This is a genomic window from Asanoa sp. NPDC049573 (assembly GCF_040676615.1).
Taxonomy (GTDB): domain Bacteria; phylum Actinomycetota; class Actinomycetes; order Mycobacteriales; family Micromonosporaceae; genus Asanoa.
The window spans coordinates 16,376-32,002 of the sequence record NZ_JBFAPI010000022.1 but is presented as its reverse complement, the minus strand read 5'-3'; the positions used below and the strand labels follow the sequence as shown (position 1 = coordinate 32,002).

The following is a 15,627-nucleotide window of genomic DNA, read 5'->3' as shown; positions in this document are numbered from 1 at the left end:
GTGCGTGGGAACTGGGCGGTCGTGCTGCCGGTCAAACCGCCGGCGGCCGGCAAGAGCCGGCTGCGTGGCGCGCTGCCCGGAGTGGCCCATGAGCGGCTCGCGCTGGCCCTCGCCCTCGACACGGCGACGGCGGCGCTGGCCTCCAGCGAGGTCGCCGAGGTGATCGCGGTCACCGACGACCCCGGCGCGGCCGCGGCGCTGGCGGCCCTGGGCGCACGAGCCGTGCCGGAGCCGGCCGGCGGCGGGCTCAACCCGGCGTTCGCGCGGGGCGCCGCGAACGCCACGGACGGCCGGCCCGTCGCCGCCCTCCAGGCCGACCTGCCGGCGCTGGCCAGCAGCGAACTCACCGCCGCGTTGGCGATCGCCTCGACGACGGGGGTACGCCGGTACGCCGCAGACGCACCCGGGACCGGCACCGTGCTGTTGACCGCGCCCCCGGGCGTACCCCTGGATCCGCGTTTCGGTGTTGATTCCGCGTCGGCGCACGCCGCGTCGGGTGCCGTGCCCCTGGACGGACCCTGGCCGACCCTGCGCCGCGACGTGGACACGGCGGCCGATCTCGCCGCGGCGGCCGCGCTCGGTCTGGGTCCGCACACGGCGCGCCTTCTGGGCTACGGTGCTGATATGCAGGGCACCGTGGCGACCTACGACCCGGCGAGCCGGTCAGGCACCGTGCTGCTCGACGACGGCAGCGAACTCGCCTATCCCGCGACCGCCTTCGATGCCTCGGGGCTGCGGCTGCTCAGGCTCGGCCAGCGGGTACGGATCGACCAGGACGCCACCGGCACGGTGACTCGCCTCACCATCCCCACCTTCCCCTGAGCTGTCACCAGTCGACCCAAGTGCATTTCACGTTCAGCTCGGTCGGGTAATGATGATGGGGTGACCGATACACCCGGCCGACGCCTGCCACACCCACGCCGCAGAGGAACCGACGGACGGTTCCTCAAAACGACGTCCGACGATCATGGCGCGCTGGTGTCCTCGGTTTCGGAGCTGGTGCCGGTCGGCGGGCCGACCGAGACCCGCGACCCGCCGACGCCGAGCGGCCGCGGCACCCCGTCCGCCGGCCACGGCCCCGCGCCGGAGAACCCGCCGCCGCCGACCGCCAACGACAACGCCGACTCGCCGCCACCCGACGACATCCCGCCGCTCGGCTCGGATCCGCTGCCGGAGGACCGGTTTCTCAACCGCGAGCTGTCGTGGCTCGACTTCAACGCCCGGGTTCTCGCCCTCGCCGAGGACCCGTCGACGCCGTTGCTGGAGCGGGCCAAGTTCCTCGCGATCTTCGCCAGCAACCTCGACGAGTTCTACATGGTGCGGGTCGCCGGCCTCAAGCGCCGCCTGCAGGCCGGTCTCCCGGTCCGCGGCGGCGACCAGATGCCGTTGCGCACCCAGCTCGAGTTGGTCGCCGAGAAGACCACCGACCTGGTCGCCCGGCAGGCCGCCTGTTTCGTCGACGAGGTGCTGCCCAAGCTGAGCGCCGAGGGCATCGAGCTGCTCCAGTGGGACGACCTGGCCGCCGACGAGCGCGAGCAGATGCGCACCTACTTCCGGGACCACGTGTTCCCGGTGCTGACCCCGCTCGCGGTCGACCCGGCCCACCCGTTCCCCTACATCTCCAACCGCTCGCTGAGCCTGGCCGTCTCGGTCCGCGATCCCGACGGCGGCCAGGTGCTGTTCGCTCGGGTCAAGGTGCCCAACAACGTGCCGCGGTTCGTCCGGATCGGCCGCACCAACCGGTTCCTGCCGGTCGAGGAGCTCATCTCGACCCACCTCAGCCAGCTCTTCTCGGGCATGCAGGTGGTCGAGTGCCATCTGTTCCGGGTGACCCGCAACGCCGACGTCGAGGTCGACGAAGACCGCGACGAAGACCTGCTCCAGGCGCTCGAACGGGAGCTGGCGCGGCGCCGGTTCGGCCCGCCGGTGCGGCTCGAGGTCGCCGCCTCCATCTCGGACCACGTGCTCGACCTGCTGGTCCGCGAGCTCGACATGGAGGCCAGCGACGTGCTGCGGGTGCGCGGCCTGCTCGACCTGGCCTCGCTCTGGCAGGTCTACGGCGACGTCGACCGGCCCGACCTCAAGGACAAGCCGTTCGTGCCGGCCACCCACCCGCGGCTGGTCGAGGGCGAGGTGCCGCGCAGCGTCTTCTCGGTGCTGCGCGACGGCGACGTGCTGGTGCACCACCCCTACCACTCGTTCTCGACCAGCGTGCAGCGCTTCATCGAGCAGGCCGCGGCCGATCCCAACGTGCTGGCCATCAAGCAGACGCTCTACCGCACCAGTGGCGATTCGCCGATCGTCGACGCGCTGATCGACGCCGCGACCGCCGGCAAGCAGGTCGTGGTGCTGGTCGAGGTGAAGGCCCGGTTCGACGAGGTGGCCAACATCGGGTGGGCCCGGATGCTGGAACGCGCCGGCTGTCACGTGGTCTACGGCCTGGTGGGGCTCAAGACCCACTGCAAGACCGCTTTGGTCGTACGCCAGGAGGGCAACCAGATCCGCCGCTACTGCCACATCGGCACCGGCAACTACCACCCGAAGACCGCGCGGCTCTACGAGGACTTCGGCATGCTGACCGCCGACCCGGAGGTCGGCGCCGACCTGACGGACCTGTTCAACGTGCTGACCGGCTACAGCCGGCAGACCGCCTACCGCCGGCTGCTGGTGGCGCCGCACGGCATCCGCAGCGGCCTGATCGAGCGGATCGACCGCGAGATCGACAAGGTCCGGCTGGGCGGCGCGGGCCTGGTCCAGATGAAGGCCAACGGCCTGGTCGACGAGGAGATCATCGACGCGCTCTACCGGGCCTCGCAGGCCGGCGTCGACGTCGACCTCATCATCCGGGGCATGTGCACGCTGCGGCCGGGCGTGCCCGGCCTGTCCGACAACATCCGGGTGCACTCGATCCTCGGCCGGTTCCTCGAACACTCCCGGGTCTTCCGGTTCGGCGTCGACCCCGACGACCCGGCGACCGAGTTCTGGATCGGCTCGGCCGACATGATGCACCGCAACCTCGACCGCCGGGTCGAGGCGTTGGTGCTGGTCACCGACCAGGTCGCCCGGGCCGAGCTGAACAGCGTGCTGACCGACTCGATGAGCGACGACATCGACGCGTTCGTGCTGCAGGGCGACGGCAGCTGGATCCGCCGCGCCTCCACTTTGGACCGGCCACTGGAGCACGTGCAGAGTCGCCTGCTGCGCCGCTTCGTCGGCACCGCGGGTTGAGCGACCACGGTTAGGCTGGCCGGCATGCTTGAAGAGGAACGCAAGTTCGGGGCCGACGACGCGTTCCGGCTGCCGGACCTGACCGACCGGCTCCCGACCGGCGGCACCGTCGTCCAGGCACCGCCGGTGACCCTCACGGCCACCTACTACGACACCCCTGACCTGCGACTGGCCCGGTCCGGGGTGTCGTTGCGCCACCGCAAGGGCGACGACCTGCCGTGGACGGTGAAGCTGCCCGCGGCGGTTCCCGGGCTGCGCCACGAGATCTCCCGTAAGGGCCGGCCCGGCAACCCGCCGGCCGACCTGGTGGCGCTGGTGACCGCCTGGTCGCGCGGTGCGGCGCTGGCCCCGGCGGCCCGGATCCGCAGCGTGCGCCAGGCCTACGAACTGCACGACGCCGAGGGCACCGTGCTGGCCGAACTCGCCGACGACGCGGTCACCGTCTTCGACGGCAAGGCCGTGCGGATGGCGTTCCGCGAGATCGAGGTGGAGCGCAAGGACGGCGGGCGCGAGGTGCTCGACGCGGTGGCCGGCGCGCTCACCGGGGCCGGCGCGGTCGAGGGCGAGTTCACACCCAAGCACGTGCGGGCCCTGGGCGCCGCGGCCGCGTTGCCGCCCGACCTGACACCACCGGGCAACCTGCCCGAGCAGCCGTCGGCGGCCGAGGTGGTGGCGGCCGCGGTGCGGTCCGGGATCGGCCGGATCTTCGCGCACGACCCGCTGGTCCGGCTCGGCCAGCCGCTCGACGACGGCGACACCGCCGTGCACCAGATGCGGGTCGGCTGCCGGCGGTTGCGCAGCGACCTGCGTACGTTCGGCGCGTTGCTGGACCGCGCCTGGGCCGACCGGCTGCGCGACGAGTTGCGCTGGATCGCCGGTGTGCTGGGCGAGGCCCGCGACGCCGAGGTGCTTCGCGAACGGCTGCAGCACACCGCCAACGCCGACCCGCTCTGCCCGGTCGACGGCGACGCGGTGGCCCGCCTCGACGCGGCCCTCGACGCCCGGCAACGGCAGGCGCTGACGACCGTGGAGGAGGCCCTGCGCAGCCCGCGTTACCACGCGATGCTCGACCTGCTGATCGCCGCGGCCCGCGAGCCGAAGGTGCTGGCGAGCGCCGCACAGCCGGCACAGCGGCTGCTGCCGCGGATGGTGGCCCGGCCCTGGCGGCGGTTGGCCTACGGCGCCAAGGGTGTCGACGGCGCCGCCGACCTCGACCCGCTGGCCGCCGACGAGCGCTGGCACGCGGTGCGGATCAACGGCAAGCGGGCCCGCTACGCCGTCGACGCGGTCGCCTCCGTCATCGGCGGCCCGGCGGCCAAGCTGGCCAAGGCGCTCGGCCGGGTGCAGAACCTGCTCGGCGAGCACCAGGACGCCGCGGTCGCCGCCGACACCTGGGTCTCGCTGGCCGCCGAGTCGCCCGACGACACCGCGCTCGCGCTGGTCGCCGGCCGGCTCTACGAGCGGGAGCGCACCGCGATCCGGGCCGTCCGGGCCGCCTTCCCGGAGGCCTGGGCGGTGGCCGCCGAGCCGACCCGGACGCGATGGCTACCCTGATCCGCGCCGCCGGCGGAGTGGTGTGGCGGCCGGCCGGCGACGGCGTCGAGATCTGTCTCGTGCACCGCGAGCGCTACGACGACTGGTCGCTGCCCAAGGGCAAGCTCGAGGCCGGCGAGCATCCGCTGGCCGCGGCGGTGCGCGAGGTCTCCGAGGAAACCGGTGTGGCCGCCGTGCCGCAGGTGCGCCTCCCGGGCGTCCGCTACACCGTGCGCGAGGGGTTCCCGAAGACGGTCGACTACTGGTCGATGCGCTACGTCAGCGACGATCCGCGGCTGGTGGCCGAGTCCGACGAGGTCAACGCGATCCGCTGGCTGCCCGTCGACGAGGCGTCGCGGCTGCTCAGCTACAGCCATGACATCCAGGTCGTACGCGACTTCGCCGCCCTGCCGCCGGTCACCGCCGTCTGCGGCCTGGCCCGGCACGCCCACGCCGGCAAGCGCGGCAACTGGTCCGGCCCCGACACCGCCCGGCCACTCGACAAGGCTGGCCGGGCCCAGGCCACCGAACTGGCGGCCCTGCTCGCGCTGGTGCGCCCGGCCCACCTGGTCTCGGCCACGCCCCGGCGCTGCGTGCAGACCCTCGAACCGCTGGCCGAGGCGCTCGACCTGCCGATCGTGGCCGACTCGGCGCTCGACGAGCCCAAGCCGGGCCAGGACCCGCAGGAGAAGGCGCTGGCCGCGGCCGGCCGGCTGACCGAACTGGCCGCCGCCGGCGCCGACTTCGTGGCCTGCAGCCAGGGCAAGGTGATGCCCGGCGCGCTGGCCCGGTTGCTGGGCACGGAGGCCGTCGACGACTACCGCACCCCCAAGGGCGGCGGCTGGCTCCTGGCCTTCTCCGGCGAGCGCGCCGTCGCGGCCGACCGGCTCTGAGCCCCTCCTGGACCACCCCGGCCGGCGGCTGTCGGCTCCTCGGCGATCTCAGCGGGCGCGGCGGGGGTCTCAGGCTACGGTCAGCGTCGCGGCGACCGGGAGGTGGTCGGACGCCTCGGTGCGCGGCGCGACGACCTCGGTCACGGTGATCTCCGGTGACACCAGTAGATGGTCGATCTGCTCGCGGGGCGCGTCGGCCGGCGAGGTGAAAAGCGGCCGGGCGGCGGCGAAGCCGTCGAGCAGCCCGGCGCCGGTGAACGCCGCGAACGCCGGGTCGCCCGGCTGGGTGTTGAGGTCGCCGCCGACGACCAGCGGGCGCCCGGCCGCGAAGCCGCGGGCGAACGCCGCGACCTCACCCGCCTGGCTCACCGGGCCACCGTCGGGCGGTGGCTGCAGGTGGGTGGAGACGACCGCGATCTCGGCACCGCCGGCGTCGAGCACGACACCGAGCGCCTGTGCGCCGGTCGGTGCGCCGGCCGCGCGCAATCGGACCGTCGCCGTGTAGACCACCGGCAGCCGGGTCAGCACCGCGTCGCCCCAGACCGCGTCGGCCGCCGGCGCGAACCGGTAGGGCATCCCGAGCCGGTCGGCGAGCAGCGCGAGCGTGTCGTGGCCGCCGTTGAGCAGCCAGGCCCGGTCGACCTCGCTGAGCAGCACGACATCGGGCCGCTGCGCGGCGATCGCCGTCGTGAGGCCGGCCAGGTCGAGGCGGCCGTCGAGGCCGAAGCCCATCCGGATGTTGTAGGCCACCACCCGCAGCACGCCGGGCGCCGGCGCGCGCCCGTCGCCCGGCACCGGACGCGGCAACACCAGCGCCGCCGCGAACGCGACGATGACGGCCAGCGGAACAGCGGTCCAGGACAAGGAACGACCGACATCCATTCGGGGGTACGGCGGTCGCCCGGCCACAACCGCGACGACGGCCGCGACCGCGGGCGGCACCCACTCGTTGGGGTAGCCGATGTCATATGAGGCGTAGTAGAGCACCGCGGCGACCGCGAACAGGGTCAGGCCGCCGACCGCCGCGAAGCCACGCCGCACAGCGCCGACCGCAGGGTCCGGCCGGCCGGTGCGGAATCCGGTCGCGCACAACACCAGCCCTAGGCCCAACGCGGTAACCGGCATCGCCAGGGTCAGGCCGGATCCCCACGACCGGGTGAAGGCGATGGTGCCGCCGACGAGGGTCACCAGACCCGCGCCGGCCACGGGCACGGTCGGCCTCGGCAGCAGGGCACCGGCCGCCAGTAACCCGACCGACACGGCGACCAGCGCGGCGGCCGGCAACCCCGAACCCAGGCCCGGACCGGCGATCCCGGCCTCCTCGCCGGACGCGTAGGAGACGGCGGTGTTCGCGAGCGCGGGCGAGCCGGCGACCATCGTCCACAACAGCAGGACCGGTCCGGCGACGAACCAGGCTGCCGGACCGGGCACGGATCTGGTTGTGTGGTTGGTCACGGCGGGCAGCAGAGCGCCGAATGCCAGGCACTGCAGCGCTGTCACCGTCCACGCGATCGCGCCGCCGCGCCAGGTGAGGTCGAATGTGCCGACCGCGGCGTGCGTCGCGGTGCCCAGCGCGAGGCCGAGAACGAGGCCGGGAACCGGTTCGGCACCGATGACCGCGGTCGCGGCGAGCCACACCAGACCGGCCAGCAGACCGGCGCTGGAGAGGTAGAGCTGAGCCTGCCCGCCGTCGGTGGCGAGCAACCCGAGCCGGCAGGCGGCGAGCGCGATGCCCGCGACCGACGCCACACCGCGCGGACCGAGGGGGCGCACCAACGGAACGACGGCGAACGCGCCGACGAACCACAACAGCGCGAAGCCGCCCATCAGCTCGGCCGGTGTCGACGCGGCCTGCCCGAAGATGGTGATGATCGAAGGCAGCCAGACGCGGAGCACGTCGGTCAGCAAGGCGACACCGAGCGCGATCCCGGCGGCGGTCAGATAGGTGCGGCGCACCCGAGAGATTCTCAGCCGCCGGCGGCGGCCTCGTCTACGTTCGGTTGGCTCGACAGCGCTGACCGTGAGGTCCACAGCGGACCTTTACGGCCGAAGGCGCCCACCGGGTACCGGTGGGCGCCTTCGGCGTCTCGTCAGGTCAGCGTGCCTTCTTGGCGGGCGCCTTCCGGGCGGGAGCCTTCTTGGCCGCGGCGGTGGTGCGTGCCGTGGTGGTCTTCTTGGCAGCCGCGCTGCTGGTCTTCTTGGCAACGGCCGCCTTGCGGGCGGTGGTGGTCTTCGCCGCGGTCGACTTGGCGGCCGTCTTGGCGGGAGCGGCCTTCTTCGTCGCGGTGGCGGTCTTCTTGGCGGCCGCCGCCTTCGTGGCGGTGGTGGCCTTGGTGCCGGTGGCCTTGGCGGTCGTCGCCTTGGCAGTGGTCTTCTTGGCCGCGGCGACCTTGGGCACCCGACCGCTGGCGACCATCTCCCGGAAGCCCGCGCCTGCGCGGAACGCCGGGACGGACGTCTTCTTGACCTTCACCGCTTCGCCGGTGCGCGGGTTGCGGGCTGTTCGGGCGCCGCGCACGCGCTTTTCGAAGACACCGAAGCCGGTGATGGCAACCCGGTCTCCCTTGGTGACCGCTTGCTGGACCTCGGCGAGGACCGCGTCGAGCGCCGCCGTCGCCGTCTTCCGGTCCCCCAGGCGAGCGGCGAGCGCCTCGATGAGCTCGGCTTTGTTCACAACTTCCCTCCGATGTTTGCATGGCCTCAACGCGAGCCATTCTGCGCGCACCGTATGCCCATTGTCATCGGTACACAAACATATCGCCGAAAAAAGTCGTTGTGTCTCAACGGATTCGCCCCCTCCGGATGACCCGGAGGGGGCGAATTCGAGGCTGCGGCCGGCTGTGTGGCCGATAAAGGGCTAGCCGATAGCCGGCAGGAAAGCCGGTCGACGCTGCTCATACTCCGTGATTTCAGCCTCATGGCGCAACGTCAGGCCGATGTCGTCGAGCCCTTCCAGCAGGCGCCAACGGCTGAAGTCGTCGAGCGGGAACGACCAGACATGGTCACCCGCACGGAGTTCCCGCTTTTCCAGGTCGACCGTGACCGCGGTGGTGGGGTCACCCTCGACCAGAGTCCACAGCTCCTCCACAGCCGGCAGTTCGAGCTCGACCGGCAGCAGGCCCTCCTTGAGCGCGTTGCCACGGAAGATGTCGCCGAACCGGGGCGAGACGACGGCGCGGAAACCGTAGTCCCGCAAGGCCCACACGGCGTGCTCCCGCGATGACCCGGTGCCGAACTCGGGACCGGCGACGAGCACCGTCGCGCCCCCGTAGCTGGGGTCGTTGAGCACGAACGACGGGTCTTCGCGCCAGGCGCTGAACAGGCCGTCCTGGAAGCCGGTGCGGGTCACCCTCTTGAGGTACACCGCCGGGATGATCTGGTCGGTATCCACGTTGGACCGCCGCAGCGGGACCGCGGTGCCGGTGTGCACGGTGAACTTGTCCATCGTTTCTTCTCTCCCTGGTGTCGCCGACGTCACAGGTCCGCCGGCGACGCCAGCCGGCCGCGCACGGCGGTGGCTGCGGCGACGGGCGGCGAGACGAGGTGGGTACGCCCGCCACGACCCTGGCGGCCCTCGAAGTTGCGGTTGGAGGTGGACGCGCAGCGCTGGCCGGGCGACAGCGTGTCGGGGTTCATGCCCAGACACATGGAGCAGCCGGCGAACCGCCACTCGGCGCCGGCGTCGGCGAAGACCTTGTCGAGACCCTCCATCTCGGCCGCCTCGCGGACGGCCGCGGAACCGGGCACGACGAGCATCCGCACGCCCTCGGCGACCCGGTGGCCGCGGATCACGTCGGCGGCCGCGCGCAGGTCTTCCAGCCGGCCGTTGGTGCAGGAGCCGACGAAGACCACGTCGACCGCGATGTCGCGCAGCGGCGTGCCGGGCGTCAGCGCCATGTATTCCAGCGCCCGGGTCGCAGCGGTGCGCTCGCCCTCGAGGGCGAAGTCTTCCGGTGCCGGCACCGTGCCGTCGAGCGCGACGCCCTGGCCGGGGTTGGTGCCCCAGGTGACGAACGGGCTGATCCGGGTCGCGTCGAGGGTCACCTCGGTGTCGAAGACCGCGCCCTCGTCGGTCGGCAGGCTGCGCCAGTAATCGAGGGCGGCGTCCCAGGCGTCGCCCTGCGGCGCGTTGGGCCGGCCCTTCAGATAGGCGTAGGTGGTCTCGTCCGGCGCGATCATGCCGGCCTTGGCGCCCCATTCGATCGACATATTCGCGATCGTCATCCGCCCCTCCATCGAGAGGTTGCGGATCGCCTCGCCGCGGTATTCGACGATGTGGCCGCGGCCACCGCCGGTGCCGACCTGAGCGATCAGCGCCAGCACAAGGTCTTTGGCGGTGACGCCGGGAGCCAGGTCGCCCACCACGTTGACGGCCATGGTCTTCGGGCGCGACTGCGGCAGCGTCTGGGTGGCCAGCACGTGCTCGACCTCACTGGTGCCGATGCCGAAGGCCAGCGCGCCGAAAGCGCCGTGGGTGGCGGTGTGTGAGTCGCCGCACACGATCGTCAAGCCGGGCTGGGTGACGCCGAGCTGCGGCCCGATCACGTGCACGATGCCCTGGTTGTCGTCGCCCAGTGGGAGAAGGCGGATGCCGAACTCGGTGCAGTTGCGGCGCAGCGTCTCGATCTGGGTGCGCGACGTCGGGTCGGCGATCGTCAGCGGATCACCGCGGCGGAGGTTGAACGCGGGGTTGCTGTAACCCGTTGGCGTGTTGTGATCCTCGGTCGCGAGCGTCAGATCGGTGCGCCGCACGGGCCGGCCGGCGGCGCGCAGACCGTCGAACGCCTGCGGGCTGGTCACCTCGTGCAGCAGGTGCAGGTCGATGAAGAGCAGATCTGGCTCACCCTCGGCGGACCGCACCACGTGCGCGTCCCAGACCTTCTCGGCCAGGGTCCTCGGTGACGTTGGCTTCGGAGTGACTCCCACCATCTGGACATCCTAAATTCTGGGAGGTATGTTTCGGCTTGTGGGACACAGTATGAGCGGTGTCGGCGTCCTGGACAAGGCGGTGGTGATCCTCGCGGCCTGTGTCGACGGCGCCAGCCTGGCCGAATTGGTGGAGCGGACCCGGTTGCCGAGGGCCACCGCGCACCGCCTGGCACAGGCGTTGGAGATCCATCGCTTGCTGGTGCGCGACACACAGGGGCGCTGGCGCCCCGGCCCGCGCCTGGGCGAGCTGGCCAACGCGGCGCCCGATGTGCTGCTCACCGCCGCCGAGCCGCTGTTGTCCGCATTGCGGGACGCGACCGGCGAGAGCGCCCAGCTCTATCTGCGCCGTGCCGACGAACGAATCTGCGTCGCCGCCGCGGAACGCGCCAGTGGCCTGCGCGACACGGTGCCGGTCGGTTCGGTGCTGCCGATGACGGCCGGCTCGGCCGCCCAGATCCTGCTCGCCTGGGAGCCGCCGGAGGCGGTCATGCCCCTGCTGCCACGCTGCAAGTTTACCGGCCGCACGCTGGCCGAGGTCAGGCGTCGCGGCTGGGCCCAGAGCGTCGCCGAGCGCGAGCCCGGCGTGGCCAGCGTCTCGGCCCCGATCCGCGACCGCACCGGCCGGGTCATCGCCTCGATCAGCGTCTCAGGCCCGATCGAGCGCCTCGGCCGCCGCCCCGGCGACCGCCACGCCATGGCCGTAGTCCGCGCCGGCCAACGCCTTTCCGGCCTCTGACCCAACCCACAGTGGACAGATCCGCAACCGACCGCGGACCTGGCAAGCGCAGCGAAGCGGAGCGATCCCCGGCGGGAGCAACGGTCCGCACCACCGCGGACCCGGGAAAAGGCCAATGTCAGTAAGAGCAGCGAAGCGGAGCCCCCGGCGGGAGCAACGGTCCGCACCACCGCGGGCCCGGGAAAGGACCAAAGTCAGTAAGAGCAGCGAAGCGGAGCCCCCGGCGGGAGCAACGGTCCGCACCACCGCGGACCCCGGGAAAGCCAGATTTTGATCTCTGGATAAAGCAAAACCCCCCGAGAGATCTCGAGGGGTGCTCTGTAGCCCCGATGGGATTCGAACCCACGCTACCGCCTTGAGAGGGCGGCGTCCTAGGCCGCTAGACGACGGGGCCAGGACTTCTACGATGTCGCGGTGGCGACGGAGCGGAACTCTATCAGAGTCCAACACCGCTGCCATCTCGGCATCGTTGCTGGGGTACCAGGACTCGAACCTAGACTAACTGAACCAGAATCAGTTGGGCTGCCAATTACCCCATACCCCAATGGCGCTTGAAGCGCCGAGTGAGAACTTTACCGGAGGGGTGGTCGGCCGCCAAATCCGCCACCCCCCGGCTCAACGTCACTCGATGGCCGTGACCGGGTTGACCAGCTCGCCGATGCCCTCGATCCGCACCGAGACCGTCTCGCCGGCCAGGATCGGGCTGACCCCGGCGGGCGTGCCGGTCAGGATCACGTCGCCCGGGCCCAGCGTCATCACGTGCGAGATGTAGGACACGATCGTCGGGATGTCGAAGACCATGTCACGGGTGTTGCCCAGTTGCCGCACCTCGAGTTCCTCCGGCGGGCGGCCGACCTCACAGCGCACCTCGAGGTTGCTGACGTCGAGGTCGGTGACGATCCACGGGCCGATCGGGCAGAACGTGTCGAAGCCCTTGGCCCGGGTCCACTGGCCGTCGCTGTGCTGCAGGTCGCGCGCGGTCACGTCGTTGGCGGCGGTGTAGCCGAAGATGGCCCGCTCGGCACCGGCCCGGTCGACCCGGCGGGCGCCCTGCAGGCCGATCACGACGGCCAACTCGGCCTCGTGCTCCACCTGCTTGGACTGGATCGGCAGCTCGATCGCGTCGCCCGGCCCGATCACCGACGACGGCGGCTTGAGGAACAGCAGCGGCTCCTTCGGCACCTGGTTGCCCAGCTCGGAGGCGTGCTCGACGTAGTTGCGGCCGACCGCGATGATTTTGCGGGGCAGCATCGGCGGCAGCAGCCGCACGTCGGCCAGCGCCCAGCGCCGGTTGGTGAACTTGATCTCGCCGAACGGGAGTCCCTCGATCTCGGCGACGGTCAACGCGTCAGCCCCCGCGCCGGTCTCACCCTCGACGACGCCGAACGACTGCCCGTTGGAATGGGCGAACAGAGCGATACGCACGCCCCAAATCTAGCCGTCGCACAGCCTGTCCCCCGATCGGGCAGTCCGGTTGACATGCTGAGTTCATGACGGGAGGTCTCCGGTGACCGCCGACGATCGGCCCAACGTGGCCCGCATGTGGGATTACCACCAGGGCGGCGACCGTGCCGGGCCGGCCGACCGGCGGCTGGCCGACGCGGTCACGACGGCGTGCCCCGAGCTTCCCCGGGCCGCCCAGGCCAACCGGGCCTTCCTCGCCCGCGTTCTGGCCCACCTGGTCGGCGTCGGCGTCCGGCAGTTCCTCGACCTGGGCGCCGGCCTGCCGACCGACCGCAACACCCACCAGATGGCCTGTGGCAGCCGGGTGGTCTACGTCGACACCGACCCGATGGCCGTGCTGCACAACCGGATCGGCGTCGTCGGCAACCCCGACGTGACGGTCGTGCAGGCCGACCTGCGCGACCCCGAACTCGTGCTGCGCCATCGTGACGTGCGGCACTACATCGACTTCCGCCGCCCGGTCGCCGTGCTGGCCCTGGCGGTCTACCACTTCGTGCCCGACGCCGAAGAGCCGGCGACCGGCATCGCGTCGATCTACGACCATGTCGCCCCGGGCAGTTACCTGGCGATCAGCCACGGCAGCGCCGACGACGCACCCGACCGCGTGGCCCGGGTCGCCGGCCTCTACGCCGCCGCCGGGATCCCGCTGCGCCCGCGCAGCCGGTCCGAGATCGCGGCCCTGTTCGACCGGTTCGCGCTCGTCGGCCCCGGCCTGGTGGCCGCGCCGTGCTGGGAGCCCTCGGCGCCGCCACCGGCGCAGCCACGGGCGGCCGGCTGGTACGCCGGGCTGGGCCGGAAAACCGGGGCATAGACCTTGCTCGGTTTTCGCACCCACGGGCGTCCGGCCGGGCCAGGATCTGGGCATGACAGACAAAACCATGCGCTACACCGACCAGGAGCGCGACACCCTGCGCAACGCGGCGATGGGCGCGATGATGCTCGTCTCGAAGTCCGATCCGGGGATCATGGGCACGATCAAGGAGATGTTCGCGGGCTCGAAGGCCCTCAAGAGCGCGTCTCCCGACATGCAGGAGATCTTCAAGGGCAGCGGCGGCATGCCGAAGATGCCGAAGGGCTCGTCGGCCGACATGGAGAACAACGTCATGTCGATGCTGCAGCAGTCGCAGCAGATCCTGTCGAAGGACCCGCAGGACCTGCAGAACTTCCGCAACACCATCATGAGCGCCTGCGACCAGGTCGCGAAGGCTCAGGGTGGGGTCAGCGACAACGAAATGGCCATGATCAACAAGATCCGCTCCGCACTGGGTTCCTGACCTGAGGCCGGCGGTGGCGCCGCACGCGCGGAGGGCGCGGCGCCACCGCTGGCTACCCTGGGCGGGTGGAGGTTCTCGCGCCCGATGCCTGGCGGGCCCGCCGGCTCGCGCACGAGCGGCGGGTCGACGGCTGGGTCGAGCCGCATCTGGCCCGCCGCCGGGCCGGTGAGCGCCACCCCGTCGAAGACTTCCTGTTCACCTACTACTCCCACCGGCCGGCCCAGTTGCGCCGCTGGCATCCCGGCGCCGGGGTGGTCCTGGCCGGCGCCTCCGTCGACGAGTTGGGTCGCGACTACCGCGCCGAGCCCGCCGGTGTCACCGTCGACGCCGCCGCCGTGCGGGCCCGCCGCGCCACCTCCATCGACTGGATCCGCACCCTGCTGACCCGCACCGCCGCCCGCCCGGCCCAGCTGGGCTGCTTCGGCATGCACGAGTGGGCGATGGTCTACCGCCAGACCCAGCAGGAGGTACGCCACGACGCCTGGCCCCTGCGTCTCTCGCCGGCCGACACCGCGGCCGTGGTCGAGGAGCGCGGCGTGCGCTGCAGCCACTTCGACGCCTACCGGTTCTTCACCGCGCCGGCCCGGCCGCTCAACGTGCTGACACCGACCCGGGAGCGCCAGCACGAGCTCGAACAGCCCGGCTGCCTGCACGCGAACATGGACCTCTACAAGTGGGCCTACAAGCTCTCCCCGCTGGTGCCCAGCGAGCTGGTGGCCGACTGCTTCGCGCTCGCCCGCGACATCCGCACGCTCGACATGCGGGCCAGCCCCTACGACCTCGCGGCCCTGGGCTATCCACCGGTACGGATCGAGACCGCGCCCGGCCGGGCCGAATACGCCGCCGCACAGCGCGAGTTCGCCGACCGTGCCGCGCCGCTGCGGGAACGCCTGCTGGCCGCGATCTAGGCTTTTTTCTTCTGGTAGTGCCGGCGGGCCCGGGCCCGGTTGCCGCACATCCGGCTGTCACACCACTGTCTACTGTGGTTGCGGCTCTCGTCGACGAACACCCAGCCGCAGGACTCGCCCGGGCACTGCTTGAGCGGTGGCACGTCGGGTGAGCCGAGCACCGCGACCGCGTCGGCGGCCGACTCCCAGGCCGGCACGTCGAGGCCGGTCCAGCCGGGGCGATAGCCGCGCCCGCTGCCCACGCCGACCCGCAGTTGCCGCATCCCGGCGCGGAAAGCCCGGTCGAGCACGGCCAGGTCGGCGCCCTCGGGCTCCTCGCCGGCGGCGACCGCGGAGAACAGCCGGAACAGCGCCTCCCGCAGGGCCAGGGCGCGGCCGAGGGCGGCCTGGGCGGCCGCCGGGTCGGCGGCGGCCTCGGTCTCCAGGGCCGACAGGGCGGTGTCGTCGATGCCGCCCGCGTCGCGCACGTAGCCGGCCAGCGACGGGTAGTCGGTGATCCGCTCGATCGGGTCGGCCGACCGTCGCCACAGCACGCTGTTGACCAGGGCCAGCGAGAGCCGGCCGCCGAGGGCGTGCGCGACCGGGCGCGCCGGGCGGAGTTCGACGCTCAACACCCTAATGAGTCTAAGGCCCTTGACGCGTTAAACACCGACGCCATACCG

14 protein-coding genes, 2 tRNA genes and 1 pseudogene are annotated in these 15,627 nt (G+C 72.0%); 9 read left to right on the top strand and 8 right to left on the bottom strand.

Features of this window, described 5'->3' with window-relative positions:
- The 5 genes and pseudogenes from cofC to AB0J74_RS33460 form a co-directional block, all read left to right on the top strand.
- Window positions 1-612: pseudogene (gene cofC, locus AB0J74_RS33480) on the top strand (2-phospho-L-lactate guanylyltransferase); the annotation flags it as partial.
- A gap of 12 nt (window positions 613-624) precedes the next feature.
- On the top strand, window positions 625-822 hold the full coding sequence (locus tag AB0J74_RS33475) for a cold-shock protein (protein ID WP_363455590.1): 198 nt from the start codon (window positions 625-627) through the stop codon (window positions 820-822).
- A 156-nt stretch (window positions 823-978) separates the two neighbouring features.
- Window positions 979-3,228, top strand: coding sequence for an RNA degradosome polyphosphate kinase (locus AB0J74_RS33470; RefSeq protein ID WP_363455378.1), 2,250 nt, complete (start codon window positions 979-981; stop codon window positions 3,226-3,228).
- 24 nt (window positions 3,229-3,252) lie between these two features.
- On the top strand, window positions 3,253-4,782 hold the full coding sequence (locus tag AB0J74_RS33465; RefSeq protein WP_363455375.1) for a CYTH and CHAD domain-containing protein: 1,530 nt from the start codon (window positions 3,253-3,255) through the stop codon (window positions 4,780-4,782).
- On the top strand, window positions 4,770-5,654 hold the full coding sequence (locus AB0J74_RS33460; protein ID WP_363455373.1) for a bifunctional NUDIX hydrolase/histidine phosphatase family protein: 885 nt from the start codon (window positions 4,770-4,772) through the stop codon (window positions 5,652-5,654). The genes AB0J74_RS33465 and AB0J74_RS33460 overlap by 13 nt, the downstream gene beginning before the upstream one ends.
- A 69-nt stretch (window positions 5,655-5,723) precedes the next feature.
- Here the strand turns inward: AB0J74_RS33460 and AB0J74_RS33455 are convergent, their stop codons facing one another.
- The 4 genes from AB0J74_RS33455 to leuC form a co-directional block, all read right to left on the bottom strand.
- Window positions 5,724-7,610, bottom strand: a complete 1,887-nt coding sequence (locus AB0J74_RS33455) for an endonuclease/exonuclease/phosphatase family protein (RefSeq protein WP_363455370.1) — start codon at window positions 7,608-7,610, stop codon at window positions 5,724-5,726.
- 139 nt (window positions 7,611-7,749) lie between these two features.
- Window positions 7,750-8,328, bottom strand: coding sequence for an HU family DNA-binding protein (locus AB0J74_RS33450; protein WP_363455587.1), 579 nt, complete (start codon window positions 8,326-8,328; stop codon window positions 7,750-7,752).
- Window positions 8,329-8,511: 183 nt separating this feature from the next.
- Window positions 8,512-9,099, bottom strand: a complete 588-nt coding sequence (leuD, locus tag AB0J74_RS33445) for a 3-isopropylmalate dehydratase small subunit (protein WP_363455367.1) — start codon at window positions 9,097-9,099, stop codon at window positions 8,512-8,514.
- A gap of 29 nt (window positions 9,100-9,128) precedes the next feature.
- Complete coding sequence (gene leuC / locus AB0J74_RS33440) at window positions 9,129-10,583, bottom strand: 3-isopropylmalate dehydratase large subunit (RefSeq protein WP_363455364.1); 1,455 nt, start codon at window positions 10,581-10,583, stop codon at window positions 9,129-9,131.
- Window positions 10,584-10,632: 49 nt separating this feature from the next.
- On the opposite strand from leuC, the gene AB0J74_RS33435 reads away from it, so the two are divergent.
- Window positions 10,633-11,319: an IclR family transcriptional regulator gene (locus tag AB0J74_RS33435; RefSeq protein WP_363455361.1), complete on the top strand. Its 687-nt coding sequence runs from the start codon at window positions 10,633-10,635 to the stop codon at window positions 11,317-11,319.
- Window positions 11,320-11,640: 321 nt separating this feature from the next.
- Here the strand turns inward: AB0J74_RS33435 and AB0J74_RS33430 are convergent.
- The 3 genes from AB0J74_RS33430 to AB0J74_RS33420 all read right to left on the bottom strand — a co-directional run bounded on the left by AB0J74_RS33430 (window position 11,641) and on the right by AB0J74_RS33420 (window position 12,744).
- Window positions 11,641-11,713: transfer RNA gene (locus AB0J74_RS33430), tRNA-Glu, on the bottom strand.
- Window positions 11,714-11,791: 78 nt separating this feature from the next.
- Window positions 11,792-11,863, bottom strand: a tRNA-Gln gene (locus tag AB0J74_RS33425).
- Window positions 11,864-11,940: 77 nt separating this feature from the next.
- Window positions 11,941-12,744 (bottom strand): fumarylacetoacetate hydrolase family protein, encoded by an 804-nt coding sequence (locus tag AB0J74_RS33420; protein ID WP_363455358.1) that lies wholly within the window; start codon window positions 12,742-12,744, stop codon window positions 11,941-11,943.
- Between the two features lie 82 nt (window positions 12,745-12,826).
- Between AB0J74_RS33420 and AB0J74_RS33415 the strand changes: the two genes are divergently transcribed.
- The 3 genes from AB0J74_RS33415 (at window position 12,827) to AB0J74_RS33405 (ending at window position 14,965) form a co-directional block, all read left to right on the top strand.
- Complete coding sequence (locus AB0J74_RS33415) at window positions 12,827-13,594, top strand: SAM-dependent methyltransferase (RefSeq protein ID WP_363455355.1); 768 nt, start codon at window positions 12,827-12,829, stop codon at window positions 13,592-13,594.
- 52 nt (window positions 13,595-13,646) lie between these two features.
- A complete protein-coding gene (locus AB0J74_RS33410) occupies window positions 13,647-14,057 on the top strand; it encodes a hypothetical protein (RefSeq protein ID WP_363455352.1) in 411 nt (136 codons plus the stop codon).
- Between the two features lie 65 nt (window positions 14,058-14,122).
- Window positions 14,123-14,965, top strand: coding sequence for a 3-methyladenine DNA glycosylase (locus tag AB0J74_RS33405; protein WP_363455349.1), 843 nt, complete (start codon window positions 14,123-14,125; stop codon window positions 14,963-14,965).
- On the opposite strand, the gene AB0J74_RS33400 is transcribed toward AB0J74_RS33405, so the two are convergent.
- Window positions 14,962-15,579 carry a CGNR zinc finger domain-containing protein gene (locus tag AB0J74_RS33400; RefSeq protein ID WP_363455346.1) on the bottom strand — a complete coding sequence of 206 codons (618 nt, stop codon included), beginning with the start codon at window positions 15,577-15,579 and terminating at the stop codon, window positions 14,962-14,964. The two genes, AB0J74_RS33405 and AB0J74_RS33400, sit on opposite strands and share 4 nt — an antisense overlap.
- Window positions 15,580-15,627 lie beyond the last annotated feature (48 nt).

What these genes read in the sequence shown, in the direction of transcription:
- AB0J74_RS33475 (WP_363455590.1), top strand. Translation starts at nt 625, where the DNA reads ATGCAGGGCACCGTGGCGACCTACGACCCGGCGAGCCGGTCAGGCACC.
- AB0J74_RS33465 (WP_363455375.1), top strand. Translation starts at nt 3,253, where the DNA reads ATGCTTGAAGAGGAACGCAAGTTCGGGGCCGACGACGCGTTCCGGCTG.
- AB0J74_RS33460 (WP_363455373.1), top strand. Translation starts at nt 4,770, where the DNA reads ATGGCTACCCTGATCCGCGCCGCCGGCGGAGTGGTGTGGCGGCCGGCC.
- leuD (WP_363455367.1), bottom strand. Translation starts at nt 9,099, where the DNA reads ATGGACAAGTTCACCGTGCACACCGGCACCGCGGTCCCGCTGCGGCGG.
- leuC (WP_363455364.1), bottom strand. Translation starts at nt 10,583, where the DNA reads ATGGTGGGAGTCACTCCGAAGCCAACGTCACCGAGGACCCTGGCCGAG.
- AB0J74_RS33435 (WP_363455361.1), top strand. Translation starts at nt 10,633, where the DNA reads ATGAGCGGTGTCGGCGTCCTGGACAAGGCGGTGGTGATCCTCGCGGCC.
- AB0J74_RS33410 (WP_363455352.1), top strand. Translation starts at nt 13,647, where the DNA reads ATGACAGACAAAACCATGCGCTACACCGACCAGGAGCGCGACACCCTG.